We start from the raw sequence: 24,569 nt of genomic DNA on the forward strand, positions 1-24,569 counted from the left end.
CCCCACTGGCGGAACTCTCCATGCTGGCCTCCCTCGGCACCATGCCCGAGCTGGGCCGCCAACTCTCCGGCCTGGGCGGCTGCACGCAGCCCGTCCGCCTCGACGGCCATCGCACGGAGTACGCCGTCAACACGGCAACCGGCGAGATCGGCAACGTCCTGCGCCACCTGGACTCCGCCACGCTGCCCGCCGGACAGCTCCTCATCCGCTGCAACAACCGCCGTGCCACGCGCTGCGCGGCCTGCGCCGAGACGTACCGCCGCGACACCTTCCACCTGATCACCGCCGGACTGCGGGGCGGCAAGGGAACCCCTGAACAGGTCGGCACCCACCCACGCGTCTTCGCCACCTTTACCGCCCCGAGCTTCGGCCCGGTCCACAACCGCCCCTCAGGCGGGCGGGACTGTCGCTGCGGCATCCGGCACGACGACGGAGACCCGGCGCTCGGCTCGCCCCTCGACCTGGACACCTACGACTACGAAGCGGCCGTCCTCTGGAACGCGCACGCCGGTGCCCTGTGGCGGCGCTTCTCGATCTACCTGCGCCGGGAGGTCGCAAAGCGCGCTGGCCTCACGCAGCGGGCGTTCCGGCACCACGCCAGGCTCTCCTTCGCGAAGGTGGCCGAGTACCAGAAGCGCGGGGCGGTCCATTTCCACGCGGTCATCCGCCTCGACGGCCCCGAGGGAGGCGACACCACGCCCCCGCCGTGGGCGTCCGCCGAACTGCTCGCCGATGCCATCAAAGCCGCCGCCACCGCTGCGCGCATCGACGGACCGGAGATCGACGGCCGTACGCACCGCTTCGTCTTCGGCCGTCAGATCGATGTCCGCCCGATCCGTTCCGCCGACTTCAGCGACGGTCAGGAGCTGACCGATCGGGCCGTAGCGGCGTACGTCGCCAAGTACGCCACCAAGGGCGCGGAGACGGCGACGGGCACCCTGGACCGGCCGATCCGATTCCTCGCCGAACTGGCCCAAGCGCGGATCACCGACCACGCCCGACGGATGATCCGCACCGCCTGGGAGCTCGGCGCGCGCCCCGAGCTGGCCAAGCTTCGCCTACGGGCCTGGGCCCACATGCTCGGCTTCCGCGGCCACTTCTCCACCAAGTCCCGCCGCTACTCCACCACCCTCGGCGCCCTCCGCGACGCCCGCGCCGAATGGCGCCGTGCCCAGACCTCCCCGCCCGTCCCGCAGGACGGCGAAGCCACGCTCGTCCTCGCTCACTGGGTGTTCGCCGGAACCGGCCTCAGCGCTGCCGAGACCTGGCTCGCGGCCTCCCTCGCACCCGCGCCCGGAACGGAAGGAGAACCCACCACATGACCATCGACCGTCATCTCTCGGTCGACCAGGTTGCCGAGCTGCTTGGCACGACCGCCCGCTTCCCCCGGCGGCTTATCGAGGAGCGGCGCATCCGGTACGTGAAGGTCGGCCGGCATGTGCGCATCCCGGAGAGCGCGGTCGAGGAGTTCATACGGTCCCGGACCGTCGAGCCGATCAGGCTCCGGCGCACTGCACTCCGGCGGGTGGCCTGATGGCAAACAAGAAGGGGAGACGTCGCCGCTTCGGAGCCGTTCGGCAGTACCGGTCCGGCCGTTGGACGGCTTCGTACCTCGGTCCTGACGGTGAGCGCATCCGCGCGGAGGAGACGTTCGAGACCAAGAAGGACGCGGAGGTCTGGCTGTCTCAGGTCGAGGCAGATCTCACCCGAGGAGACTGGCGCGCTCCCGACGCTGGAGCAGTCAACTTCGGTGTCTACGCCGAGAAGTGGGTCGAGGAGCGGGAGCTGGCCGTTCGTACCGAGGACCTGTACAAGCACCTTCTCCGGCTGTACATCCTCCCGACCTTCGGCCCTCTCGACCTGGACGAGATCACCGCACCCCGCGTCCGCGAGTGGCGTGCCGAACGGCTCCGCACCACCGAAGCCAAGACAACCGTCGCCAAGGCGTATCGCCTCCTCAAAGGCATCCTGGAGACGGCCGTCGACGACGACCTGATCAGCCGCAATCCGTGCCGAATCAAGGGCGCGGGGAAGGAGTCAGCCGCCGAACGTCGTATCGCCACCGTCGCCCAGGTCGACGCCCTCGCCGACGCGATCGGCATCCGCTGGCGTCTGATGGTCTACCTCGGCGCCTACGGCCCGATGCGCCCCGAAGAACTCGCGGGCCTCCGTCGCCGAGACGTCGACGCCGACAGCCTCGTCATCCGCGTCCGCGTCGCCGAGCCGGAGCGCACCAACGGCAAGCGCGCCCCTGGCGAGACCAAGTCCGATGCGGGCGTTCGTACCGTCGTCCTCCCCGCCTTTCTCCACAAGGAGTTGAAGCGGCATCTCGCCTGGTACGCCGAGAAGGGGCCCGATGGCCTGGTGTTCGTCGGTGAGAAGGGTGCCCCCTTCCGTCGAACCTCCTTCGGCCGGAAGTGGCGACGCGCTCGTGCTGCCGCCGGTCTCCCAGACGGCTTTCGCTTCTACGACCTTCGTCACACCGGACACACCCTCTCGACCCGGTCCGGGGCCACCCTCAAGGACACGATGGTCCGCGCGGGACAGTCCTCCGAGAAAGCCGCGCTGATCTATCAGCACTCCGACCAGGAGCGACAGCACGAGGTGGCCGCCGGCCTCGATGACCTGGTCCGCGCCGAGCGCGCGACCACAAGGGCAACCCCGCGCACCACAATGAAGAGGTCGCCGAGAGCTAATGGTGCGGTTATGGTGCGCGCCCCGTGCACCGGTCTAGACAACAAAGAACCCCCGGGCCTCTGGCCTGGGGGTTTCACATGGAGCGGGTGACGAGAATCGAACTCGCGCTCTCAGCTTGGGAAGCTGATGTTCTACCATTAAACTACACCCGCGTAAGACTCCGACTGCGGTCGGTGTCGAATGCTCGCTCACTGTACCTCATGGCAGACCCCCGGTGCTCGGACCGCGGGGTCTGACGCTGTTTCAGGGGCGGGATGCGGCTGCGGGCGGCCGGAGTTGGGGCGTACGGTGGGGGCCTGGGAGAGGGTTCGGGCGGGACCGGAGTGCCGCCTGGAGGGCCGTCCCTTTCATCCCGTAATGTGGCCTTTCGTCGCCCGGCGGGCAGTAGCCGGGTGCGGCTCTTGGGGAAGGGATCCAGAGGACTTGATGGAGCGCACCGTCGTCCGATGTGCCGATGGGCACGTGTTCAGCACCGCTTCGTTCCCGATGCAGCAGGCCGAGCGGCTCGGTCCCGGACGACTGGTCCGGTGTCCACGGTGTGCCCGGCTTCGCAGCGTCGTGCCGGTGACCTTGGAGAAGCAGCAGTAGCGGCAGGGAGTGGAAGCAGGCGCGCGGTGCCGTCCGATGGTGGCCGGTCCGCGCGCCTTGCGTATCCTCGGGACGTGCTTCTCTCAGACAAGGACATCCGGGCCGAGATCGACGCCGGGCGGGTACGGATCGATCCCTACGACGAATCCATGGTGCAGCCGTCGAGCATCGACGTACGGCTCGACCGCTTCTTCCGGGTGTTCGAGAATCACCGGTACCCCCACATCGACCCCTCCATCGAGCAGGCCGACCTCACGCGGCTCGTGGAGCCCGAGGGGGACGAGCCGTTCATCCTGCACCCCGGTGAGTTCGTCCTCGCCTCCACCTACGAGGTCATCTCCCTGCCCGACGATCTCGCGTCGAGGCTTGAGGGCAAGAGCTCCCTGGGCCGCCTCGGACTGGTCACCCACTCCACCGCCGGCTTCATCGACCCCGGGTTCTCCGGGCACGTCACCCTGGAGCTCAGCAACCTCGCCACGCTCCCCATCAAGCTGTGGCCGGGTATGAAGATCGGCCAGCTGTGCATGTTCCGCCTCACCTCGCCGGCCGAGTCCCCGTACGGCAGTGAGCGCTACGGATCCCGCTACCAGGGCCAGCGAGGCCCCACCGCCTCCCGCTCCTTCCTCAACTTCCACCGGACCCAGGTATGAGCGCCGTACGGGAGAACCTCACCTACGAGCGCTTCGGCACCGCCGTCCGCGAGCTCGCCCAGACGATCGCCGATGACGGTTACGAGCCCGACGTCGTGCTCTCCATCGCCCGCGGCGGCGTCTTCGTGGCCGGCGGACTCGCCTATGCCCTGGACTGCAAGAACATCCACCTGGTGAACGTGGAGTTCTACACCGGCGTGGGGACCACCCTGGAGATGCCGGTCATGCTGGCGCCCGTCCCCAACGCCATCGACTTCTCCGACAAGAAGGTCCTGATCACCGACGACGTCGCCGACACCGGCAAGACGCTCAAGCTGGTCCACGACTTCTGCCTGGACCACGTCGCCGAGGTCCGCTCCGCCGTCATCTACGAGAAGTCTCACTCGTTGGTGAAGTGCGAGTACGTGTGGAAGCGCACCGATGACTGGATCAACTTCCCGTGGAGCGTTCTGCCCCCGGTGAGCAAGTCGGGCGAGGGGCCCAGGGAGAACAAGGAAGCGCTCTGACCTGCGCGTTTGTCTGACGGCTACGCGCCGGGAGGCCGGTACTGGATCTGCCCTGCCTTGCTCAGGGCCTCCAGGGTCTCGTCGACGGTCAGGAGCACCGTCGTTTCGAACGAGCTGAGTGCGCCGCCTCCGCTGATCGCCAGGGCGACCGAGGCCATGGAGACGTTGTCGGGGGCCTCCCACAGGTTGTAGCCGTCGCGGGTGCCGAACGCGTACCAGAAGCCGTGCAGCTTGCCGCCGACGGATTCGATGTACGACCGAGCGGCCTTCGCGCGGTCCTCGGGGTGGCTGATGAGCCTGGCCCAGGTCTCCGGCGTGTAGCTGAACCTCGACAGATAGAGCGGCATCACGTCTCCCTTTCATCCCGTCCCGGCAAAGAGATGCCCTCGCGGGGTGGGAACGCCCCAGCGGCCGCCCGCGTATCCCCCGAACGGCCGCAAGGGGCTCAGAACGTGCCGAGCTTCACGATCGACAGCAGTGCCACCAGCTGGATTGCCGAGGCGCCGAGGGCCTTCGGCCAGGGGAGGTCGTGGGAGCGGGCGACCATCATCGTCAGGAGGGCGCCGGCCGCTACCCAGGTGGCCCAGCCGAGGAGCTGGACGAAGGACGCGTCGCCGCCGAAGAACATGGCCACCACCAGGCGGGGGGCGTCCGTGAGGGACATGATCAGCATGGAGAGGCCGACCGTCGGCTGCCACGCGCCGTTGCCGCCGAGCTGGCGGGCCAGGGTGTGGGTGACCACGCCCAGCACGAAGGAGGACAGGACCATCGCCACGGCCGTGGTCAGCACGATCGGGACCGCGTTGGAGAGGGTCGCGTTGATCGCGTCCTCGCGGGCCGTGTCGAAGCCGAAGACCGCGAGCAGGCCGTAGAGGAACGTCACGATCAGGGCGGGGCCCCACATCGCGTAGTCCCGCATCTGGAGGAAGGTCCGGGCGGGGGAGAAGAGGATCCCGCTCAGCAGCGGCTTCCAGTGCAGCCGCGGGCCGATCGGGGCCGCCGGGGCCCCGCCCGCCTGGTACGTCTGGCCCTGGTTGTACGGGTCATCGTGGACCGAGAAGGCCTGGGTGTGGCCCGGGTTGTTCGCCGCGTACGGGTCCGGGGCGCCGCCATGGCCGTGCGGGTGCGGGTGGTGTCCGCCGTCGCCGAAGTACTCCGGCTCGCCATGGCCGCCGTAGCCACCACCACCTTGACCGCCGTGGCCACCGCCCTGCGGGGGGTAGCCGTACGACGGGCCCTGCTGCCCGTACGGGGGTTGTTGCGGGCGTGCTTGCGGGGTCCGGTTGTCCCGGCCGCCTCGTCCGATCCTGAATCCAGCCACGTCTTCGAACGTACCTGGTCCCGGAGAGTGACGTGCGGGGCCCGGCGGTTCGGGCCCGGCTTTGCTGTCGAGTTGTGACATCCCCTAAGGGACGAACGGGGGTTGAGCAAGGGTGCTTCCCGCTCAACCTCGGTCCGCCGGCCCCAGTCCGCCTCAGTCCGCGAACGCTCCGCCGAACTCCGGCAGCACGAACGCGCCCGTCCCCGACGCGCCCCGCAGGATCACGGACGTGCCGGCCGCGCCCACGCCCACGTCCGCCTTGCCGTCCTTCGTCACATCGCGCAGGCGGACGGTGTGGCCGAAGGAGGCGTACTCCTCGGCGGGGCCGGTCACGGTCTGTGGAATCCAGGAGGTGCGCTCGCCGGTCAGGCCACCCGGGCCGCCGCGGAAGAGGTGCACCCCGCCCTGGTCCTCCTGGCCGCTGACGTCCTCGTGCGGGACGCCGACCGCGAGGTCCGAGTAGCCGTCGCCGTCGACGTCCCCGGCCGAGAGCGCGTAGGCGAAGTTGTCGTCCGCCTCGGGGCTGCCCGAGACGCCCGAGCTCGCCTGGTTGTACATGGCCGAGCCGCTCGGCCCGGCGGACGTGCCGCGCCAGACCAGGAGCGAGCCCTTGCCGTCGTGGGAGTCGGGCCTGCCGAAGGCGATGTCGCCGTAGCCGTTCTTGTCGAAGTCGCCGATCGCGGCGGTCGTGGCGGTGACCGTCTTGGACGGGCCGGAGGTCAGGCCGCCCGAGGCGCCCTTGAGGTACCAGGCGCGCTCGACCGGCTGCCCGTCGACGAACTGCTCGCCGAGGACGACGAGGTCGGTCTTCGCGTCGCCGTCGACCTTCCCGGCGGCGAGGCCGTACGAGTACCAGCCCGCGCCCGCCTTGTCGATCTTGCTGACCGTGCCGGTCGTGCCGGACTTGGTGAAGCCGCCCCGGTACAGCCAGGTCTCGGAGCCGCCGACCACCGCGAGGTCCGGCGAGCCGTCGCCGGTGAAGTCACCGGTGGCGACATCGCGGCCGAAGTGGCTCTGCGCACCCGCCTTCGGGGTCACGTCGGTGCCGCCGGAGAGGCCGGTCTTCGAGCCCCAGACGACGGTCACCGAGCCGCGGTACTGCTTGCTGCCCACGTGCTCGGTCGGGTTGCCCACGACCAGGTCGGCGTAGCCGTCCTTGTTGAGATCCGCGCTCGCGAGGGAGGCACCGAACTGGTCGTCCTCCTCGCCGGAGCCGGGGATGCCGGGGGTGTCCTGGTGGAGGGAGCGGGGGTGGGCCGTGTCCAGGCCGGTCGCGGTGCCGTAGACGACCGTGACGGTGCCGCCCGACACGCCTACGGCGTTCTGGCCGCCGTAGGCCACATCGCGGTGGCCGTCGCCGTTGAAGTCGTCGTAGTGCTTGGCGACCGCCGCCGAGGCGGGGGCGGTGAGCAGGAGCGGGGTGACGCCGGTCGCTACGAGGGTCGCGGCGAGTGCGGCGGCGGTGCGGCGGGTCATGACGAGGTCGTCTCCCATCGGTACGTCACTTGGCGAGGTCCCAGCCGAAGGCCGCGCTGCCCTTCAGGCCCGCGCCGGCGGCGGTGAGGGACTTGGCGCCGGTCATGGTCAGGCCGCTCGCGGTACCGCGTAGGTAGGTGACGGAACCGTTCTGGTTCTCGTAGCCCGCGCCGATGACCAGGTCGGCCTTGCCGGTCTTGTCGAGGTCGAGCAGGCGCACGGCCATGCCGAAGGCGTCGCCGCTCTCGGCGGTGCCGGGGACGCCCGCGGTGTTCTGGGAGTACGACTTGGCGCCGGTGGTCAGCAGACCGGTGGCCGAGCCGAACAGCACGGTCACCGAGCCCGCGTCGCGCGCCGAGCCGATGTCCTCGCCCCAGGCGCCGACGACGACGTCGGCGTACGTGTCGCCGTTGATGTCGCCGACGTCGACGGCGGAGCCGAACAGATCGGCCGACTCGTCGGCGCCGGGCACGCCTGGGGTGTCCTGGTGGACGACGGTGGGCGTCTGCTGCGGGTCGGGGCCGTTCGGGCCGCCGTACCAGACGGTGATCTGGCCGCCCTTGCGGCTCGTGGGGCCCGCGTAGTCGCCGAGGACCAGGTCACCGTAGCCGTCGCCGTTGATGTCGCCGGTGGCGCCGAGGGAGCCGTCGGCGTTGGGCAGGCCGACCATGGCGTAGTCGGACTCGGGGTGGTCGTCCCAGCCGCCCAGGTCGTGGCGGAAGTACCGGATGTCCCCGCCCGGATCGCCGTCGTGCGCGAGCGGGTACACCCGCTCGGCCGCCTTGTCGCCGGTCAGGTCGCCCGCGATGACCTCGTACGTGGTGCCCACCTCGCCCACGCGGGTGTGGCTCAGGGGGGTGCCGGTACGGGTGAAGGGGCCGCGGAAGAGCGCGGTGTAGGTCTGGCCGGTGACGGTGACGTCGGTCTTGCCGTCGCCGTCGAAGTCGCCGGTGGCGACGCCGCGGGAGTAGCCGCCCCACTCGTTCAGCTCCTCCGCCGGGGGCTGCGGGAGCGCCGAGCCGCCGGTCAGGCCGGCGGAGCCGCCCCACAGGACGGTGGCGCTGCCGACGCCCTGGCGGGTGCCGATGGACTCGAACTCGGAGCCGACGACCAGGTCGGCGTAGCCGTCGGCGTTCAGGTCGCCGGCGGCCAGGCTCGCGCCGAAGCGGTCGTCGGACTCGGCGGTGCCGGGGACGCCGGTGGAGTTCTGGGTGAGCACGGCCTTCTTGGTGCCGGGCACTCCCGAGGCCGAGCCGTACAGCACGACCACGGCACCGGCGCCGTGCGCGGAGCCGACGTCGGCGCCCATCGCGCCGATGGCGAGGTCGCGGTAGCCGTCGCCGTTGAAGTCGCTCGCCAGGCCCGAGGGCGCGGCGACGGCGGGGGCGGCGGGCAGGGCGGTGAGCACGCCGGTGGTGAGGGCGGCGGCGATCACGAGAGTGCGCTTCAAGACGGGGCTCCGGTAAGGGGGCCCGCACACCGGGTGGGTGCGGGCCCGAAGGGTGGTTCTACGGTGGATCAGTCGGCGAAGTTCGCGCCGAAGTACGGCGAGCCCGTCGTCGAGACGCCCGCGGTGCTCGGCGCGATGGTGCGGGAGCCGGACGTGGTGATCTTCGTGCCGTTGGACGGCAGGTAGGTCACCGCGCCGTTGCCGGCGTTCTCGGCGGAGCCGACGACCAGGTCGGCCTTGCCGTCGCCGGTGAGGTCGTCGAGCTTGACGTCCATGCCGAAGTAGTCGTTGTCCTCGTCGCTGCCGGGCACGCCCGCGCTGGACTGGGCGAACGACTGGGCGCCGGAGACGGTGTCCAGGCCGGTCGCGGTGCCGTAGAGGACGGTGACCGTGCCGGTGTTGGTGGCGGCGCCGATGTTCTCGCCCGCGACGCCGACGGCCAGGTCGAGGTAGCCGTCGCCGTCGATGTCGCCGAGGTCGAGTTCATGGCCGAAGAAGTCGTTGCCCTCGGCGGTGCCGGGGACGTTGCCGGTGTTCTGGGTGATGCCGGTGGCCGTGCCGGGGCCGTCCACGGTGCCGTAGGTGACCCAGACCTTGCCGCCGTTGGCGGAGTCGGGGATGGGGGTGCCGTTGCTGGTGGTGGCGTTCCAGTAGGCGCCGCTGACGATGTCGCCGAAGCCGTCCTGGTCGATGTCGCCGATGGCGGTGATGATGCCGGGCTTGATCTGCCGGATGTTGGCCATGGCCAGGCCGCCGGAGGAGCCGGGGATGTAGTAGTTGCTGTTCCAGCCGTACTCGGTCTGGTACTCGTAGCCGTCGACGACCAGGTCGGTGCGGCCGTCGCCGCTGACGTCACCGGCGGTCAGGTTCAGCGGGCCGCCCGCGTCCGAGCCCATGATCGGGGGCTTGACGGTGTAGCGGCCGCCCGCGGTGCCGGTGGCGGAGAAGCCGCCCTTGAAGACGTGGACGGTGGCGATGTTGGTGCCGACGGCCAGATCGGCCTTGCCGTCGCCGTCGAAGTCGCCGGCCGCGAGGTTCTGGCCCCAGTAGTCGTGCTGGGAGGGGGCCGGGTCGGCCACGGTCGTGCCCTTGCCGGTGATGCCGGAGGCCGAGCCCCACAGGATGGCGAGGCCGCCGCCGTCGGTGTCCCCGCCGACGTCCTCGCCCGGGGAGCCGACGGCGATGTCGTCGTAGCCGTCGCCGTTGAAGTCGGCGAAGGCGGTGTCGATGCCGAAGTGGTCGCCGCTCTCGGCGGTGCCCGGAGTGCCGGTGGTGTTCTGGCTGATGGTGACGCGGTTGGTCGAGGACACGCCGGAGGCCGAGCCGTAGAGGACGACGAGCTGGCCGGCCTCCTTCTTGCCGCCGACGTAAGCGCTGTCCGCGGAGAAGGCGACATCGCCACGGCCGTCGCCGTTGAAGTCGGCCTTGGCCACGGCGGTGGAGTCCGCGGCCGTCGCGGTGGTGGCCGTGAAGGTGAGCAGCCCGCCCGTCAGAGCGGCGGCGGTGGCCGTCGCGAGGGTGAGTCGCAGCGTCTGATGCATGCGGTTTCTCCTGCTGCATGCGGGATGCCTGGCGGGGCATCCGCAGTCAATGGGGTGCGTCCGGTGGTGTTCGCCGGGAGTTGTCCCTGGCTTCACGTCTCGGTCGGCGATCAGGAGACCCGTACTGGTGTCCAAGGGTTGTACGTGCGTTCGGTAAATCTTTGAACCATCTGCGACCGGGCGGTTCGGTGGGGCGTCAGTGGCTCAGGAACGCGGCCGTGGAGAAGGTGACCACCGGTTCGCGCGCGACCAGGCCCCGCTTCGTCCCCGGGTACACGGCCACGATGTCCCGCGTCTCGCCGCGGTACGTCCGCACCGTCAGATCGGCCCGTCCGTCGCCGTCGAGATCGGCCACGGACACCACCCGGGTGGTGCCGGTCCCGGGCGGTTCGACGGTCACCGGACCCGTGGCCGACAGGCCCGCCGCGCGGCCGGGGAAGAGGCGCAGCCGGGCGCCGCTGGAGAGGAGCTCGCTCAGTCCGTCCCCGTCGAAGTCGGCGGCGTCGAGCATCGAGCCGGGGGAGGCGAGAGCGGCGCGGGCGGCGGTCGGCAGGTCATAGCGCAGTGACGTTTCACCCATGGCTCCGACGGCGGCGTCCAGCGCCTTGCCCCGGCCGAACGCGCCGAACGCGACGTCGATCCCGGCGGGCAGCAGGGCCCCGGTGCGGGTCGGTCCTTCGGGACCGCCGAGCACGACGGCGGAGGCGCCGGTGCCCTCCGCGGTCCGTACGAGCAGGTCGTCGTAGCCGTCCCGGTCGACGTCGGCGGCGGGGCCCGTGGGCACGTTGCCCGGGGAGGCGACCGGCGCGGCGGCGGAGCGGGGGGCGCCCTTACGGCTGAACGGGCCGTGCAGGAAGCTCAGTCGGCCGCCCGAGGCGTGCAGGACCAGGTCCTTCGCGCCGTCGCCGTCGAAGTCGCCGCACACCGGCTGGTCGGGCCAGTCGTTGCCGACGCGGGCCCGGCCGGGGACGGTGAGGTGCACGGCCTTGCCGGTCAGGCCCTTGGGCGAGCCGAAGAGGACCTGGAGCGGGACCGGGGGCTGTCCCTGGCCGTCGTAGGGCGGATCCGTGGAGACGAGCAGGTCGGTGAAGCCGTCGCCGTCGAGGTCGCAGGACGCCTCCGCCTCGAACAGGGCGGGGAGCTGGCCGTCGGTGGCGGCGGCGTTCTCCTCGGGGCCGAGGAGCTGGCGGGCGCCGGTGAGGCCGCGGGGGCCGCCGTAGACGATGCCGATGCCCGGGTCGTCGGCGTGGGCCTGCGCCTTGACCAGTTCGTCGAGGACGAGGTCGCGGTGGCCGTCGCCGTTGAAGTCGTCGGGGGTCCTGCTGCCATCGCCCCGGGGGACGGGGAGCAGGGCGGCACCCTGGGCGACCCGCACCGAGGGCGAGGACGAGGGGGAGGGGGAGGACGAAGGGGCGGGGGCCGCGGCGTCCGGGCCGGGGCCGCAGGCGGTGAACAGGAGCAGGGCGGAACAGCCGAGGGCGGCCGCCCAGCAGGTCCTACCGCTTCGCACGCGCACCATTCACTCCGTCGGCATCACCGGGCAACGACTTCGACATGATGCATGTGTTCGAGACGGGGCAACAGGGGGATGCCGTTCCGGATACCGGGTCCCGCCGATGTGTCCGGATACCTGCCCCACCGACGCGTCCGGATACCTGTCCCGCCGTTGAGTACGGGTACTCATGTCCGGCCGCGCCCGCCGGTCCATCGTGGAGACCACCGAGACACGGACCGAACTACCAGGGGGACCCGCGATGCCGAAGGACTCTCGACCGCGCCGACTGCTCGCCCTGGCCACGGACAACTGGCCCGCCCGGGGCTACTGGGCGCTCCTCACCGCCTCGGTGGGAGCCGCCCTCGCCTTCCCGGACGGCTCCCTGGCCCCGGCCCCGCTGCTGCTCACGGCGCCGCTGTCCACCATGGCGATGGTCCTTCCGGTCGGCCCCGGCACCGGGGGCGGCGGGGCGGCCGAGGTGTTCGCCACGGCCCTCGCGGCCGTACCGCTGCTGCTGAGCGCGCTGGTGAACGCCGCCGCGCTCGGTGCCCTCACCCACCACGTCCGCGACAGCCGCGCCGCGCGGCACGCGTGAACAGCCCAGGAAAGGAACAGACATGGAGCGTTCTGCCCGCCCCCGCCGCAGCCTGAGGGCCCTGCTGGCACCGGCCACGGACAACTGGCTCTCGCGCGGCTACCTCGCGGCGGTCACGGCGTCCATCGGCTTCTTCCTGTACGCCGTCCACCTCTCCCCGGACCCGGGCTTCGCCGCGATCTGGCCCATGATCACCACGGCGCCGTTCGGCATGGCCGCCCTGCTGCTCGCGGCTCCCCTCCCGGGGGCCGAGTGGCTGAGCTCGGTGGTCTTCACCGTCGGCGCGGCCGCGGCCGGGCTGGTCAACGCCACGCTGCTGGGCCTGCTGGTCCGTCGGCTGGGCACCCCGCAGCCGCGCCCCGCGGCGCACTGACAGGGCTCACTCACAGGGCTCACTCACAGGGCTCACCAAAACGGCTGTCACTGATACGGCTGCCCCTGCGGCTGCCCGTACGGCTGGGCGGTCCCGGCGGACTGCGCCTGGAGCTGTTCCGCCTGCTCCTTGGTCACCTTCTGCTCGGCGCCGCAGAAGGTGCACTGCGTCGCGTACTTCGTCGACACCGGGAACAACGGCACGAAGAACAGCGTGAACTTGGTGACCCGCCTGCGCAGGGTGTGCGCGGCGGGGTTGCCGCACTGCCCGCAGACCAGGGTGAGGATCGCCAGCTGGTACAGGTACCCCTTGGTGCCAAAGATGATCATCTCGCACTGCCTCCCGGTCGGTTCCTTCCTCACAGTGTCCGGGATGACGGATGCCCCCCGCCCGGGAGGGGCGGGGGGCATCCGTGCCGCCGTACGCGGAACTGCCGTACGCGGGACTACTTCACCGGCTCCGGCTCCGGCTCGTTCTCCGGCTCCGCCGCGCCCTGCGGGTCGACCGGGGTCTTCACGGACTCCAGCAGGAGCTGGGCGACGTCGACGACCTGGATGGACTCCTTGGCCTTGCCCTCGTTCTTCTTGCCGTTGACCGAGTCGGTCAGCATGACCAGGCAGAACGGGCAGGCGGTGGACACGATGTCCGGGTTCAGGGAGAGAGCCTCGTCGACGCGCTCGTTGTTGATGCGCTTGCCGATCCGCTCCTCCATCCACATCCGCGCGCCACCGGCGCCACAGCAGAAGCCGCGCTCCTTGTGGCGGTGCATCTCCTCGTTGCGGATGCCCGGGACGCTGGCGATGATCTCGCGCGGAGGCGTGTAGATCTTGTTGTGGCGGCCCAGGTAGCAGGGATCGTGGTAGGTGATGATGCCCTCGACCGGGGTCACCGGGACCAGCTTGCCCTCGTCCACCAGGTGCTGGAGCAGCTGGGTGTGGTGGATGACCTCGTAGTCGCCGCCGAGCTGCGGGTACTCGTTGCCGATGGTGTTGAGGCAGTGCGGGCAGGTCGCGACGATCTTCTTCGCGGACCTCGGCTTCGCCGACTCCGGCGTCACCTTGCCGTCCTCGTCCATCTCCTCGCCGAAGGCGGCGTTGAGGGACATGACGTTCTCCATGCCGAGCTCCTGGAACAGGGGCTCGTTGCCGAGGCGGCGGGCGGAGTCACCGGTGCACTTCTCGTCGCCGCCCATGATCGCGAACTTGACGCCCGCCATGTGGAGCAGCTCCGCGAAGGCCTTCGTCGTCTTCTTGGCGCGGTCCTCCAGCGCGCCCGCGCAGCCGACCCAGTACAGGTACTCGACCTCGGTCAGGTCCTCGATGTCCTTGCCGACGACCGGGACCTCGAAGTCGACCTCCTTGAGCCACTCCAGGCGCTGCTTCTTCGCCAGGCCCCAGGGGTTGCCCTTCTTCTCCAGGTTCTTGAGCATCGTGCCCGCCTCGGACGGGAACGCGGACTCGATCATCACCTGGTAGCGGCGCATGTCGACGATGTGGTCGATGTGCTCGATGTCCACCGGGCACTGCTCGACACAGGCGCCGCAGGTGGTGCAGGACCACAGGACGTCCGGGTCGATGACGCCGTTCTCCTCGGCGGTGCCGATCAGCGGGCGCTCGGCCTCGGCGAGGGCGGCGGCGGGGACGCCCGCCAGCTGCTCCTCGGACGCCTTCTCCTCGCCCTCCATCGTCTTGCCGCCGCCCGCGAGCAGGTACGGCGCCTTGGCGTGCGCGTTGTCGCGCAGCGACATGATGAGGAGCTTCGGGGAGAGCGGCTTGCCCGTGTTCCAGGCGGGGCACTGCGACTGGCAGCGGCCGCACTCGGTGCAGGTGGAGAAGTCCAGCAGGCCCTTCCAGGAGAACTGCTCGACCTGGGAGACACCGAAGACGTCGTCCTCGCCGGGGTCGGTGAAGTCGATCGGCTTGCCGCCCGAGGTCATCGGCAGCAGCGCGCCCAGCGAGGTCTCGCCGTTGGCGTTGCGCTTGAACCAGATGTTCGGGAAGCCGAGGAAGCGGTGCCAGGCCACACCCATGTCGGTCTTCAGCGCGACCACGATCATCCAGGTGAAGGAGGTCGCGATCTTCAGGCCGGCGAAGAAGTAGGTGAGGTTCTGGAGCGTGGAGAGGTCCAGGCCCTCCAGCGCCGAGACGACCGGGTACGAGATGAAGAAGGAGGCCTCGTAGCTGTCGACGTGGTGCTGGGCGCCCTCCAGCGCGTGCAGCATGAAGATGCAGACGCCGACGGTCAGGATGACGGTCTCGACGAAGTACGCCTGGCCCGTGTTGGAGCCAGCGAAGCGGGACTTGCGGCCCGCCCCGCCCGGCCGCGACAGCTGCCGGATGGCGATCAGCACCAGGATGCCGACCACGGTCATGGTGCCGATGAACTCGACGAAGACGTTGTACGGCGCCCACTCGCCGATGATCGGCAGCAGCCAGTCGGCCTGGAAGAGCTGGCCGATGGCGTTCACGATGGTCAGCAGCAGCGTGTAGAAGCCGATCGCCACGAACCAGTGCGCGATACCGACGACGCCCCAGCGGTTCATCCGGGTGTGGCCGAGGAACTCCTTGGCCAGGGTGATGGTCCGCAGGACGGGGTCGTTGGTCCGGGCTCCGGCCGGGATCGGCTGGCCGAGCATCATGAAGCGGACGATCTGCAGGATGGCTCGGCCGAACAGGGCGACGCCGACTGCCATGGTGACCATCGACACGATGATCGCGGCGAGTTGCATTTCGGGGCTCCTCGGGCCTGCGAGGTTCTTCGGGGAGATGCCTAGCGTTATTACTAAGCGGTAACTTATGCAGTCCGTCTGAGACTACCCTCATCCTCCGTCGCACTGTAGTCAGCGCCTCGGTGATCTGTGTCGCTGAGGGTTGCCTTAAGAACCGATCGTGTTATTCACGTCAAATTAGTACATACAGCACTAATTTAGATCCGTGCTCTACGGGATCGCCGCCGCCACCGCCGCCCTGCTCCTCTCCGCCGTCCTCACCGCCCTGGTCAGGGCGCCCGCGCTGCGCCTCGGGCTGCTCGACCGACGGCGGCAGCGGCCCCTGCCGCTGGGCGGCGGAGCGGCCGTCGTCGTGGTCACCTGTCTCATCGCCGCGGCCGGCGACTGGACCGGCCTCGCCCCCCTCGGTACGGGCATCCCCCGGCTGCTCGTCGCGGGCGCGGCCGTCGCCGCCCTCGGCCTGGTCGCCGACGTCCGCCGGGTCAAGGCCCGGTTCCTGCTGGGCGGTACGGCCGTGGCGGCGGCCGCCGCGGTGCCGTACGAGGAGACCGGGGTGCTGGGCGGGCTCGCCGCCGTCTGCTGGATCGTGGCCGTGACCCTCGCCTTCCGGGCGCTGGACCACGCCGACGCCCTCGCCGGGACCGTCGGGGTGGTCACCGCCTTCGGGGTGGGCGCCTGTGCGGCGGCGGAGGTGATGGACGGGCTCGCGGTGCTGCTGAGCGTGCTGGCCGCCGCGCTCACCGGGTTCCTGATGCACAACTGGCATCCCGCGCGCGTGGGGCTCGGCGCCTGCGGCTCGCTCTTCGCCGGGTTCACCCTCGCCTCGGCGGCCGTGCTGACCCGGACGGGGTACGAAGGGGGCGCCAGCGCGGGTGTGCTGTTCGCGCTCACGGCGGTCGCGAGCGCCGATGTCGTGCTGGTCGTCCTGGCCCGGCGGCTCGGCGGGCGGCCGCTGCTGCGGGGCGGGCCCGATCATCTCGCCCACCGGCTGCGGCGGCTCGGGCTCACCCCGCAGGGCGCGACCGTCGTGCTCGGCGCCGGGGCCTTCGGCGGGGTGCTCGTGGGGGTGCTGGCGCACCTCGGGTGGATCGCCGCGTCGGGGGCGCTGTGGGTCGGCGCGGGCGCCCTGGCGGCCGTACTCCTGCTCCTGAAGGTGAAGCGGGCGCGGCCCCGGCGGACTGCTTCTGTACAGGTCAGGGCCCAGTTGCGTGTAAGGAACGGATAAGAGTTGAGCCTCACAGACTCAGGTCTGTTGACCGGGCGGGGGGAGTCATGCACACTTGAGTCCGTTCCACTCAAGTCAGCTGGAGGAATCAACCATGGCACGTGCGGTCGGCATCGACCTGGGCACGACGAACTCGGTCGTCAGCGTTCTGGAGGGCGGCGAGCCCACCGTCATCACCAACGCCGAGGGTGCCAGGACCACGCCGTCCGTCGTCGCCTTCGCGAAGAACGGTGAGGTGCTGGTCGGCGAGGTCGCCAAGCGCCAGGCGGTCACGAACGTGGACCGGACCATCCGCTCGGTGAAGCGCCACATGGGCACCGACTGGAAGGTCGAGCTCGACGGGAAGCCCTTCAACCCGCAGCAGATGTCCGCGTTCATCCTTCAGAAGCTGAAGCGCGACGCGGAGTCCTACCTGGGCGAGAAGGTGACCGACGCGGTCATCACCGTCCCGGCGTACTTCAACGACTCCGAGCGCCAGGCGACCAAGGAAGCCGGTGAGATCGCCGGTCTCAACGTCCTTCGCATCGTCAACGAGCCCACCGCGGCCGCGCTCGCCTACGGCCTCGACAAGGACGACCAGACGATCCTCGTCTTCGACCTCGGTGGCGGCACCTTCGACGTGTCCCTCCTGGAGATCGGTGACGGCGTCGTCGAGGTGAAGGCCACCAACGGCGACAACCACCTCGGTGGTGACGACTGGGACCAGCGCGTCGTCGACTACCTGGTCAAGCAGTTCATGTCCGGCCACGGTGTGGACCTGTCCAAGGACAAGATGGCCCTCCAGCGCCTCCGCGAGGCCGCCGAGAAGGCCAAGATCGAGCTGTCCTCGTCCACCGAGACCTCGATCAACCTGCCCTACATCACGGCCTCCGCCGAGGGCCCCCTGCACCTCGACGAGAAGCTCACCCGCGCCCAGTTCCAGCAGCTGACCGCGGACCTGCTGGAGCGCTGCAAGACGCCGTTCCACAACGTCATCAAGGACGCCGGGATCGCCCTCTCCGAGATCGACCATGTCGTTCTCGTCGGTGGCTCGACCCGTATGCCGGCCGTCGCCGAGCTCGTCAAGGAGCTGACCGGTGGCAACGAGGCCAACAAGGGCGTGAACCCGGACGAGGTCGTCGCCATCGGCGCCGCCCTGCAGGCCGGTGTCCTCAAGGGCGAGGTCAAGGACGTCCTGCTCCTCGACGTCACCCCGCTGTCGCTTGGTATCGAGACCAAGGGCGGCATCATGACCAAGCTCATCGAGCGGAACACGACGATCCCGACGAAGCGTTCGGAGATCTTCACCACCGCCGAGGACAACCAGCCCTCCGTGCAGATCCAGGTCTACCAGGGCGAGCGCGAGATCGCGGCGTACAACAAGAAGCTCGGGATGTTCGAGCTGACCGGTCTGCCGCCGGCCCCGCGCGGTGTCCCGCAGATCGAGGTCGCCTTCGACATCGACGCCAACGGCATCATGCACGTGACCGCGAAGGACCTCGGCACGGGCAAGGAGCAGAAGATGACCGTCACCGGCGGCTCCTCGCTGCCGAAGGACGAGGTCGACCGCATGCGCCAGGAGGCCGAGCAGTACGCGGAGGAGGACCACAAGCGCCGCGAGGCCGCCGAGACCCGCAACCAGGGCGAGCAGCTCGTCTACCAGACCGAGAAGTTCCTCAAGGACAACGAGGACAAGGTCCCGGGCGAGATCAAGACCGAGGTCGAGGCGTCCGTCGAGGAGCTGAAGGCCGCGCTCAAGGGCGAGGACATCAGCGAGATCCGCACCGCCACCGAGAAGGTCGCCGCGGTCTCGCAGAAGCTCGGCCAGGCGATGTACGCCGACGCCCAGGGCGCGCAGGCCGCCGGTGACGCCGGTGCCGCGGGCGAGCAGCCCAAGGCCGACGACGACGTCGTCGACGCCGAGATCGTCGACGACGAGCGCAAGGACGGTGCCGCGTGACGGAGGAGACCCCGGGCTTCGAGGAGAAGCCCGACGTCCCCTCCGGCGCCACCCCCGACGACGCCGAGGCGAAGGCCGCACCCCAGTCGAACACTGAGGGGGCGGCCCCGGCCGGGGACGTAACCCCAGACGCCGGCCTGATCGCCCAGCTGGACCAGGTACGCACCGCGCTCGGTGAGCGCACCGCGGACCTCCAGCGGCTCCAGGCCGAGTACCAGAACTACCGCCGCCGCGTGGAGCGGGACCGGATCACGGTGCGGGAGATCGCCATCGCGAACCTCCTGACCGAGCTCCTGCCCGTGCTCGACGACATCGGCCGCGCCCGGGAACACGGCGAACTCGTCGGCGGATTCAAGTCCGTCGCGGAGTCGCTGGAGACCGTCGCGGCGAAGATGGGTCTGCAGCAGTTCGGCAAGGAGGGCGAGCCCTTCGATCCGACGATCCACGAGGCCCTGATGCACTCCTACGCACCGGACGTCACCGAGACGACCTGCGTCGCGATCCTCCAGCCGGGGTATCGCATCGGCGAGCGCACCATCCGCCCCGCGCGGGTGGCCGTCGCCGAGCCGCAGCCGGGCGCGCAGACGGTCAAGGCAGAGGACGCCGCCGAGACCGGCGAGGAGAAGGACAACGGCCCTGAAGGGGCCTGACCGAGGGAAGGAGGGACGTCGGGGATGAGCACCAAGGACTTCATCGAGAAGGACTTCTACAAGGTCCTCGGCGTCCCCAAGGACGCCACCGAGGCCGAGATCAAGAAGGCGTACCGGAAGCTCGCCCGCGAGTTCCACCCGGACGCCAACAAGGGCAACGCCAAGGCCGAGGAGCGCTTCAAGGAGATCTCCGAGGCGAACGACGTCCTCGGTGACCCCAAGAAGCGCAAGGAGTACGACGAGGCGCGCGCCCTCTTCGGCAACGGCGGGTTCCGCCCGGGGCCGGGCGCGGGCGGCGGCAACTTCAACTTCGACCTGGGCGACCTCTTCGGAGGCGGCGCCCAGGGCGGCGGCGGGGGTTCCGGCGGCTTCGGCGGCGGGATCGGTGACGTCTTCGGGGGACTGTTCAACCGGGGCAGCTCGGGTACCACCCGGGTGCAGCCCAGGCGCGGCCAGGACATCGACACCGAGGTCACGCTCACCTTCACCGAGGCGATCGAGGGCGCGACCGTGCCCCTGAGGATGTCCTCGCAGGCCCCGTGCAAGGCCTGTTCCGGCACCGGCGACAAGAACGGCAACCCCCGGGTCTGCCCGACCTGCGTCGGCACCGGACAGGTCGCCCGGGGCTCCGGCGGCGGCTTCTCGCTGACTGACCCCTGCCCGGACTGCAAGGGCCGCGGTCTGATCGCGGAGGAGCCCTGCGAGATCTGCAAGGGCAGCGGCCGGGCCAAGTCCTCGCGGACCATGCAGGTGCGCATCCCGGCCGGGGTCAGCGACAGTCAGCGGATCCGGCTGCGCGGCAAGGGGGCGCCCGGAGAGCGGGGCGGCCCCTCCGGTGACCTGTATGTCACGGTGCATGTGGACACCCACCCGGTCTTCGGCCGCAAGGGCGACAACCTGACGGTGACGGTTCCGGTGACGTATCCGGAGGCGGCGCTCGGGGGTGAGGTCAGGGTCCCGACCCTGGGCGGCCCGCCGGTCACGCTGAAGCTGCCCCCGGGCACGCCCAACGGCCGCACCATGCGCGCCCGTGGGAAGGGCGCGGTCCGCAAGGACGGCACCCGCGGGGATCTGCTGGTCACCGTCGAGGTGAGTGTCCCGAAGGACGTGACGGGGAAGGCTCGTGACGCACTGGAGGCGTATCGCGAGGCGACCGCGGGCGAGGACCCGCGGGCGGAGCTGTTCCAGGCCGCGAAGGGAGCTTGATGCCAGATGGACGGCCGTCGACGCAATCCGTATGAACTGACCGAGGAGACCCCGGTCTACGTCATCTCGGTGGCGGCCCAGCTCTCCGGCCTGCACCCGCAGACACTGCGCCAGTACGACCGCCTTGGCCTGGTGTCTCCGGACCGCACCGCCGGACGGGGCCGCCGTTACTCGGCCCGCGACATCGAACTGCTGCGCACCGTCCAGCAGTTGTCGCAGGACGAGGGCATCAACCTGGCCGGCATCAAGCGGATCATCGAGCTGGAGAACCAGGTCGCCGCGCTCCAGTCCCGGGTCGCCGAGATGCAGTCGGCGCTGGACGGCGCGGCGGCGGCGATGCAGCAGCGGGAGGCGGCGGTGCATGCCTCGTACCGCCGTGACCTGGTGCCGTATCAGGAGGTCCAGCAGACCAGCGCGTTGGTGGTGTGGCGGCCCAAGCGGCAGCAGTCGGACTGAGCGACGTCGAGCACATGAAGAGGGCCGGGAGGTGGTCGAACCTCCCGGCCCTCTTCACGTCATGATCACCTTTTGATCACATGACCGTTGAATTTCGAAGATCAGTTGTATATCTCGCACTCCACCCCCGGAACCATCTCGGGGGCCCCGAAAAGGAGTTGGAGTGCGACGCACCAACCGAAGACGGTGGATACAGGCCACCGCGGCGATGACGCTGGCGGGTTCGCTGACCGCCTCCCTCGCCGGAGACCCGTCGGCCACGCTCACCGCGCAGAGCGACCGCATCGTGAACAGCCCCGCGAAGGCCGTCACCCTCGGCGACGACGACCCGGACATCGCGAAGCTGCTCGGGCTCAGCGAGGAGGAGGCCGCCCGGCGCAACGCGAAGATCCAGAACCGGCGCATCGAGCTGGTCTCCCAGCGCACCGGGACCTCCACCGTGTACGTGAACCCGGACGGCACGCTGACCGCCGAGTCGTACGCGGGCCCCGTGCGGGTCCAGCGGGAAGACGGCTCCTGGCAGCCGATCGACACCCAACTCGCCGACGAGGGCGCCGCGTTGGAGCCCGAGGCCGCGGCCGCCGACATCACCGTCTCGGACGGCGGCGACAAGAAGCTGGCCTCCGTCTCCCAGGGCGGCGTCTCCATGGCGCTGGGCTGGGAGGACACCCTGCCCACGCCGACGGTGCGGGACGACACCGCCTCCTACGACCTGGGCGAGGGCCAGACCCTGACGGTCACCGCCCTCAAGCAGGGCTTCTCGCAGAACGTGGTGCTCGACGAGGCGCCGGGCGGAGCCCTCGTCTACCGCATGCCGGTCTCCCTCAAGGGCCTCACCCTCTCCGAGACGGACTCCGGCCGGCTGCTGCTGAAGAACGGGGCGGGCAAGCTGGTCGCCGAGGCCCCGGCGCCGATGATGTGGGACTCCTCGGTGGACAGGAGGTCCGGCGAGTCGAAGCATCTCGCCGCCGTGGACACCGAGATCGAGACCGCGGCCGACGGCACCCAGACGCTCGTACTGCGCCCGGACGCCGACTACTTCGCGCAGGACCTGACCTACCCGGTCACCGTCGACCCGACCAGCACGCTGGCGGTCACCACGGACACCTGGGTCGCCACCAACTACCCGGACTCGCAGGTCTCCTCGACCGAGCTGAAGTCGGGCACGTACAACGGCGGCAGCACGGTGGCGCGTTCGTTCCTGAAGTTCGACGTCTCGGGCTACGAGGGCGTCCACGTCATCGACACCAACCTGGCGCTGTACTCGTACTGGTCCTCCGCCTGCACGGTGGGCACCGGCACGGCCGTGCGCCGGGTCACCGAGTCCTGGTCGTCGTCCACGATCACCTGGGCCGACCCGCCCGCCTCCACCACCACCGGACAGGTCGTCAACACCGCGGCCAAGGGCTACTCGGCGGACTGCCCGGCCGGCACGATGAACTTCGACATCGACACCATCGTCAGGGCGTGGACCGGCGGCACCGCCAATTACGGCCTCATGGTCCGCGGTGTGGACGAGACCGACTCCTACACCTGGCGGCGCTTCCACTCCGCCAACCACGTCTCCGGTGACGGCTCCACCGAACCGCACCTGACGATCACGTACAACTCCTACCCCGAGGTGCCGGGCGCGACCTCCCTGTCGCCGTCCACCGGCGCCGGGGTGGTCACCTCGCGCACGCCCGTGCTGTCGACGTTCGTGAACGACGGCGACCCGCAGCGGGTGCGCGTCCAGTACGCCATCGAGCCGGACCCGGCATACAACGACACCACGTATGCGCTCACCACGGACACCCCGTACGTGGACACCGCCGAGGTCGCGGCCCTCGCCGTGCCCGAGGAGTCGTCGCTGCCGGACGGCAAGCACCTGCGGATGCGGGCCCGCACCTACGACGGCACCGACTACTCCACGGCGTGGAGCGCCTGGAAGAACTTCTCGGTCGACACCGCCAAGGCCCCCGCGCCCGACGTGCCCTTCGACCTCGCCACCGGCGCCGTCGAGACCACCACGCCGCTGCTGACCGGTGTCGTCACGGCCGCGGGCCAGGGTGCCGTGTCCGCCGAGTACCTGCTCCAGGACACCGCGGGCAACGCGGTCGGCTCCCCCCTCACCGCCACCGTCCAGGACGGCGACCGGGCCGTGGTGAAGGTCCCGGAGGGCCTGCTCACCGACGGCACCGCCTACCGCTGGAAGATGCGGGCCTGCGCGGACGCGGTGTGCTCCGCCTACACCGCGCTCCAGTCGTTCACGCCGGACGTGACCGAGGAGCCCGGGTCCTCCGGCACCACGGGCACCGCGCCCGAGGCGGTGACCGACCTCAGGGCCGTGCCCGGCGAGCACGGTGCGCTGGTGACCTGGTCGGCGGCGGAGTTCACCGGTGAGGTGGACGACGCGGTGACCTACACCGTCACCGCGGTCGCCTCCGACGGCACGACCGCCGGCACCAGGACGACCACCGGCCTGTCCGCCGTCTTCGACGACCTCGCCGCGGACGCCGGGGACGTCACCTACACCTTCCAGGTGACCGGGACGAACGACTACGGCACCGGACCGTCCACCACGTCCGCCGCGATCGCGCCGGTGGCCGTGACGGGCGGCACGGACGCCTACTCGACCGCCGTGCAGGCCTATCACTTCGCCCGGGGCGGCCTCGTCCAGGGCAGCTATGTCGACGCGAGCGACGCCGCCGCCAACAGCGCGTACGGCGCCCAGTTCGCCTCTCTCCTCGCCAAGGACCAGGAAGCGCTGCTGCGCGAGCGGGTCGCGGGCTCCGCGGACGACTCGGACAACGTCTCGCCCGACGCCACCTTCAGCGATGTCCTGGCCATCCCGTCGGCCGACGGCCGGCAGGTCACCCTGCGCGCCACCGTGCACACCTCGGACACCATCGTGACCGACGTGAGCACCGCCACCGCCGACCCGACGGACCAGACCGGCGAGACGGAGATGCGCTACACCTTCTCCGCCGGCGCGGACCCGGTGCTGCTCTCCGCGGTCACCGCGGCCGCCAAGGAGGTCGTGGTGCGGCCGACCCGGGCCGCGTTCGCCGACTTCGCCAACGACATCAACGAGGAGTCCGCCGAACCCACCGACCTCGTGCCCTCGGAGTTCGACGGCGACTCCACCGACGACGGCACCGAGACCGGCGCCACCGCGGTCTCCCACGAGGCCCTCCAGGCGGGCACGTACCTGCGCACCGGCGCCGCGACCTGGGCCGTGTCCAACTGGGACGCGCCCGCCATGTACGCCCAGGACTGCACGAACTTCGTCTCCCGGGCCGTCCACTTCGGCGGCAGCGTCAAGATGAAGGGCGGTATCGGGGACCGTCCCTACAGCGTCGACGCCTGGTGGCGGAAGAAGGGCATCCTGGGCCCGGACGAGACGTACACCTGGGTCGTCTCGGGCTGGCTCAAGAAGTTCACGGAGCGCAACATGCTCCACTCCAAGCGCAACACCAGCAACGCCTACGTGGGCGACATCATCTTCTACGACTGGGACAACAACGGGGTCATCAACCACGCCTCGATCATCACCAAGATCAGCAACGGCAAGATCTACGTCACCCAGCACAACAAGAACTACAAGTACCGCAGCCTGGCGGCGCAGAAGAGCGCCGAGCCCAGGATGAAGATCTGGATCTACCGGCCGCAGCCGAAGTGGTACTGAGGCCGA

The 24,569-nt window shown here is 70.3% G+C and carries 21 protein-coding genes and 1 tRNA gene; 13 read left to right on the forward strand and 9 right to left on the reverse strand.

Translation table 11 applies throughout. The features are described 5' to 3' along the window. Positions 1 to 20 precede the first annotated feature (20 nt). Genes STRCI_RS21705 through STRCI_RS21715 form a run of 3 tightly spaced genes read left to right on the forward strand, consistent with a single transcriptional unit; the run spans position 21 to position 2,787 of the window. Positions 21 to 1,322 (forward strand): replication initiator, encoded by a 1,302-nt coding sequence (locus tag STRCI_RS21705; RefSeq protein WP_269660617.1) that lies wholly within the window; start codon positions 21 to 23, stop codon positions 1,320 to 1,322. After that, positions 1,319 to 1,534 (forward strand): excisionase family DNA-binding protein, encoded by a 216-nt coding sequence (locus STRCI_RS21710; protein WP_269660618.1) that lies wholly within the window; start codon positions 1,319 to 1,321, stop codon positions 1,532 to 1,534. Before STRCI_RS21705 ends, STRCI_RS21710 begins: the two co-directional genes overlap by 4 nt. Further along, positions 1,534 to 2,787, forward strand: a complete 1,254-nt coding sequence (locus STRCI_RS21715) for a tyrosine-type recombinase/integrase (protein ID WP_269660619.1) — start codon at positions 1,534 to 1,536, stop codon at positions 2,785 to 2,787. Before STRCI_RS21710 ends, STRCI_RS21715 begins: the two co-directional genes overlap by 1 nt. On the opposite strand, the gene STRCI_RS21720 is transcribed toward STRCI_RS21715, so the two are convergent. Further along, a tRNA-Gly gene (locus tag STRCI_RS21720) sits at positions 2,776 to 2,849 on the reverse strand. The two genes, STRCI_RS21715 and STRCI_RS21720, sit on opposite strands and share 12 nt — an antisense overlap. A gap of 510 nt (positions 2,850 to 3,359) precedes the next feature. Here STRCI_RS21720 and dcd point away from each other — a divergent pair. Both dcd and STRCI_RS21730 read left to right on the forward strand, forming a co-directional pair. Further along, positions 3,360 to 3,935: a dCTP deaminase gene (gene dcd, locus STRCI_RS21725; protein WP_015658996.1), complete on the forward strand. Its 576-nt coding sequence runs from the start codon at positions 3,360 to 3,362 to the stop codon at positions 3,933 to 3,935. After that, the gene (locus STRCI_RS21730) at positions 3,932 to 4,441 is read left to right on the forward strand and encodes a phosphoribosyltransferase (protein ID WP_269660620.1); all 510 of its coding nucleotides are present in this window, start codon (positions 3,932 to 3,934) and stop codon (positions 4,439 to 4,441) included. The genes dcd and STRCI_RS21730 overlap by 4 nt, the downstream gene beginning before the upstream one ends. A 20-nt stretch (positions 4,442 to 4,461) precedes the next feature. On the opposite strand, the gene STRCI_RS21735 is transcribed toward STRCI_RS21730, so the two are convergent. The 6 genes from STRCI_RS21735 to STRCI_RS21760 form a co-directional block, all read right to left on the reverse strand. Continuing rightward, positions 4,462 to 4,788, reverse strand: coding sequence for a GYD domain-containing protein (locus tag STRCI_RS21735; protein ID WP_269660621.1), 327 nt, complete (start codon positions 4,786 to 4,788; stop codon positions 4,462 to 4,464). Positions 4,789 to 4,886: 98 nt separating this feature from the next. Further along, on the reverse strand, positions 4,887 to 5,843 hold the full coding sequence (locus tag STRCI_RS21740; RefSeq protein WP_269660622.1) for a Yip1 family protein: 957 nt from the start codon (positions 5,841 to 5,843) through the stop codon (positions 4,887 to 4,889). A 72-nt stretch (positions 5,844 to 5,915) separates the two neighbouring features. Further along, positions 5,916 to 7,238 carry an FG-GAP and VCBS repeat-containing protein gene (locus STRCI_RS21745; protein WP_269660623.1) on the reverse strand — a complete coding sequence of 441 codons (1,323 nt, stop codon included), beginning with the start codon at positions 7,236 to 7,238 and terminating at the stop codon, positions 5,916 to 5,918. A gap of 25 nt (positions 7,239 to 7,263) precedes the next feature. Next, complete coding sequence (locus STRCI_RS21750; protein ID WP_269660624.1) at positions 7,264 to 8,688, reverse strand: FG-GAP-like repeat-containing protein; 1,425 nt, start codon at positions 8,686 to 8,688, stop codon at positions 7,264 to 7,266. A 68-nt stretch (positions 8,689 to 8,756) separates the two neighbouring features. After that, complete coding sequence (locus tag STRCI_RS21755; RefSeq protein WP_269660625.1) at positions 8,757 to 10,229, reverse strand: FG-GAP and VCBS repeat-containing protein; 1,473 nt, start codon at positions 10,227 to 10,229, stop codon at positions 8,757 to 8,759. Between the two features lie 196 nt (positions 10,230 to 10,425). After that, the gene (locus STRCI_RS21760) at positions 10,426 to 11,748 is read right to left on the reverse strand and encodes an FG-GAP repeat domain-containing protein (RefSeq protein ID WP_269660626.1); all 1,323 of its coding nucleotides are present in this window, start codon (positions 11,746 to 11,748) and stop codon (positions 10,426 to 10,428) included. 235 nt (positions 11,749 to 11,983) lie between these two features. Between STRCI_RS21760 and STRCI_RS21765 the strand changes: the two genes are divergently transcribed. Both STRCI_RS21765 and STRCI_RS21770 read left to right on the forward strand, forming a co-directional pair. Continuing rightward, complete coding sequence (locus STRCI_RS21765; RefSeq protein WP_269660627.1) at positions 11,984 to 12,319, forward strand: SCO4225 family membrane protein; 336 nt, start codon at positions 11,984 to 11,986, stop codon at positions 12,317 to 12,319. Positions 12,320 to 12,341: 22 nt separating this feature from the next. Beyond that, complete coding sequence (locus tag STRCI_RS21770) at positions 12,342 to 12,692, forward strand: SCO4225 family membrane protein (RefSeq protein ID WP_269660628.1); 351 nt, start codon at positions 12,342 to 12,344, stop codon at positions 12,690 to 12,692. Between the two features lie 47 nt (positions 12,693 to 12,739). Here the strand turns inward: STRCI_RS21770 and STRCI_RS21775 are convergent, their stop codons facing one another. Both STRCI_RS21775 and STRCI_RS21780 read right to left on the reverse strand, forming a co-directional pair. Next, positions 12,740 to 13,021 carry a zinc-ribbon domain-containing protein gene (locus tag STRCI_RS21775; RefSeq protein WP_269660629.1) on the reverse strand — a complete coding sequence of 94 codons (282 nt, stop codon included), beginning with the start codon at positions 13,019 to 13,021 and terminating at the stop codon, positions 12,740 to 12,742. Between the two features lie 116 nt (positions 13,022 to 13,137). Continuing rightward, positions 13,138 to 15,420 (reverse strand): (Fe-S)-binding protein, encoded by a 2,283-nt coding sequence (locus STRCI_RS21780; RefSeq protein WP_269660630.1) that lies wholly within the window; start codon positions 15,418 to 15,420, stop codon positions 13,138 to 13,140. Between the two features lie 205 nt (positions 15,421 to 15,625). Here STRCI_RS21780 and STRCI_RS21785 point away from each other — a divergent pair, with 205 nt between their 5' ends. The 6 genes from STRCI_RS21785 (at position 15,626) to STRCI_RS21810 (ending at position 24,563) form a co-directional block, all read left to right on the forward strand. Continuing rightward, a complete protein-coding gene (locus STRCI_RS21785) occupies positions 15,626 to 16,645 on the forward strand; it encodes an MraY family glycosyltransferase (protein ID WP_269660631.1) in 1,020 nt (339 codons plus the stop codon). Positions 16,646 to 16,739: 94 nt separating this feature from the next. Continuing rightward, positions 16,740 to 18,584, forward strand: a complete 1,845-nt coding sequence (gene dnaK, locus STRCI_RS21790) for a molecular chaperone DnaK (protein WP_269660632.1) — start codon at positions 16,740 to 16,742, stop codon at positions 18,582 to 18,584. Next, on the forward strand, positions 18,581 to 19,234 hold the full coding sequence (grpE, locus tag STRCI_RS21795; protein WP_269660633.1) for a nucleotide exchange factor GrpE: 654 nt from the start codon (positions 18,581 to 18,583) through the stop codon (positions 19,232 to 19,234). The genes dnaK and grpE overlap by 4 nt, the downstream gene beginning before the upstream one ends. A 24-nt stretch (positions 19,235 to 19,258) precedes the next feature. Beyond that, entirely contained in the window at positions 19,259 to 20,440 is a 1,182-nt protein-coding gene (gene dnaJ / locus STRCI_RS21800) for a molecular chaperone DnaJ (RefSeq protein ID WP_269660634.1), read from the forward strand. 6 nt (positions 20,441 to 20,446) lie between these two features. Next, positions 20,447 to 20,896: a heat shock protein transcriptional repressor HspR gene (locus STRCI_RS21805; protein ID WP_269660635.1), complete on the forward strand. Its 450-nt coding sequence runs from the start codon at positions 20,447 to 20,449 to the stop codon at positions 20,894 to 20,896. 163 nt (positions 20,897 to 21,059) lie between these two features. Beyond that, positions 21,060 to 24,563, forward strand: coding sequence for a DNRLRE domain-containing protein (locus STRCI_RS21810; RefSeq protein WP_269660636.1), 3,504 nt, complete (start codon positions 21,060 to 21,062; stop codon positions 24,561 to 24,563). Positions 24,564 to 24,569 lie beyond the last annotated feature (6 nt).

It is taken from the genome of Streptomyces cinnabarinus (genome assembly GCF_027270315.1).
Taxonomy (GTDB): Bacteria; Actinomycetota; Actinomycetes; order Streptomycetales; family Streptomycetaceae; genus Streptomyces; species Streptomyces cinnabarinus.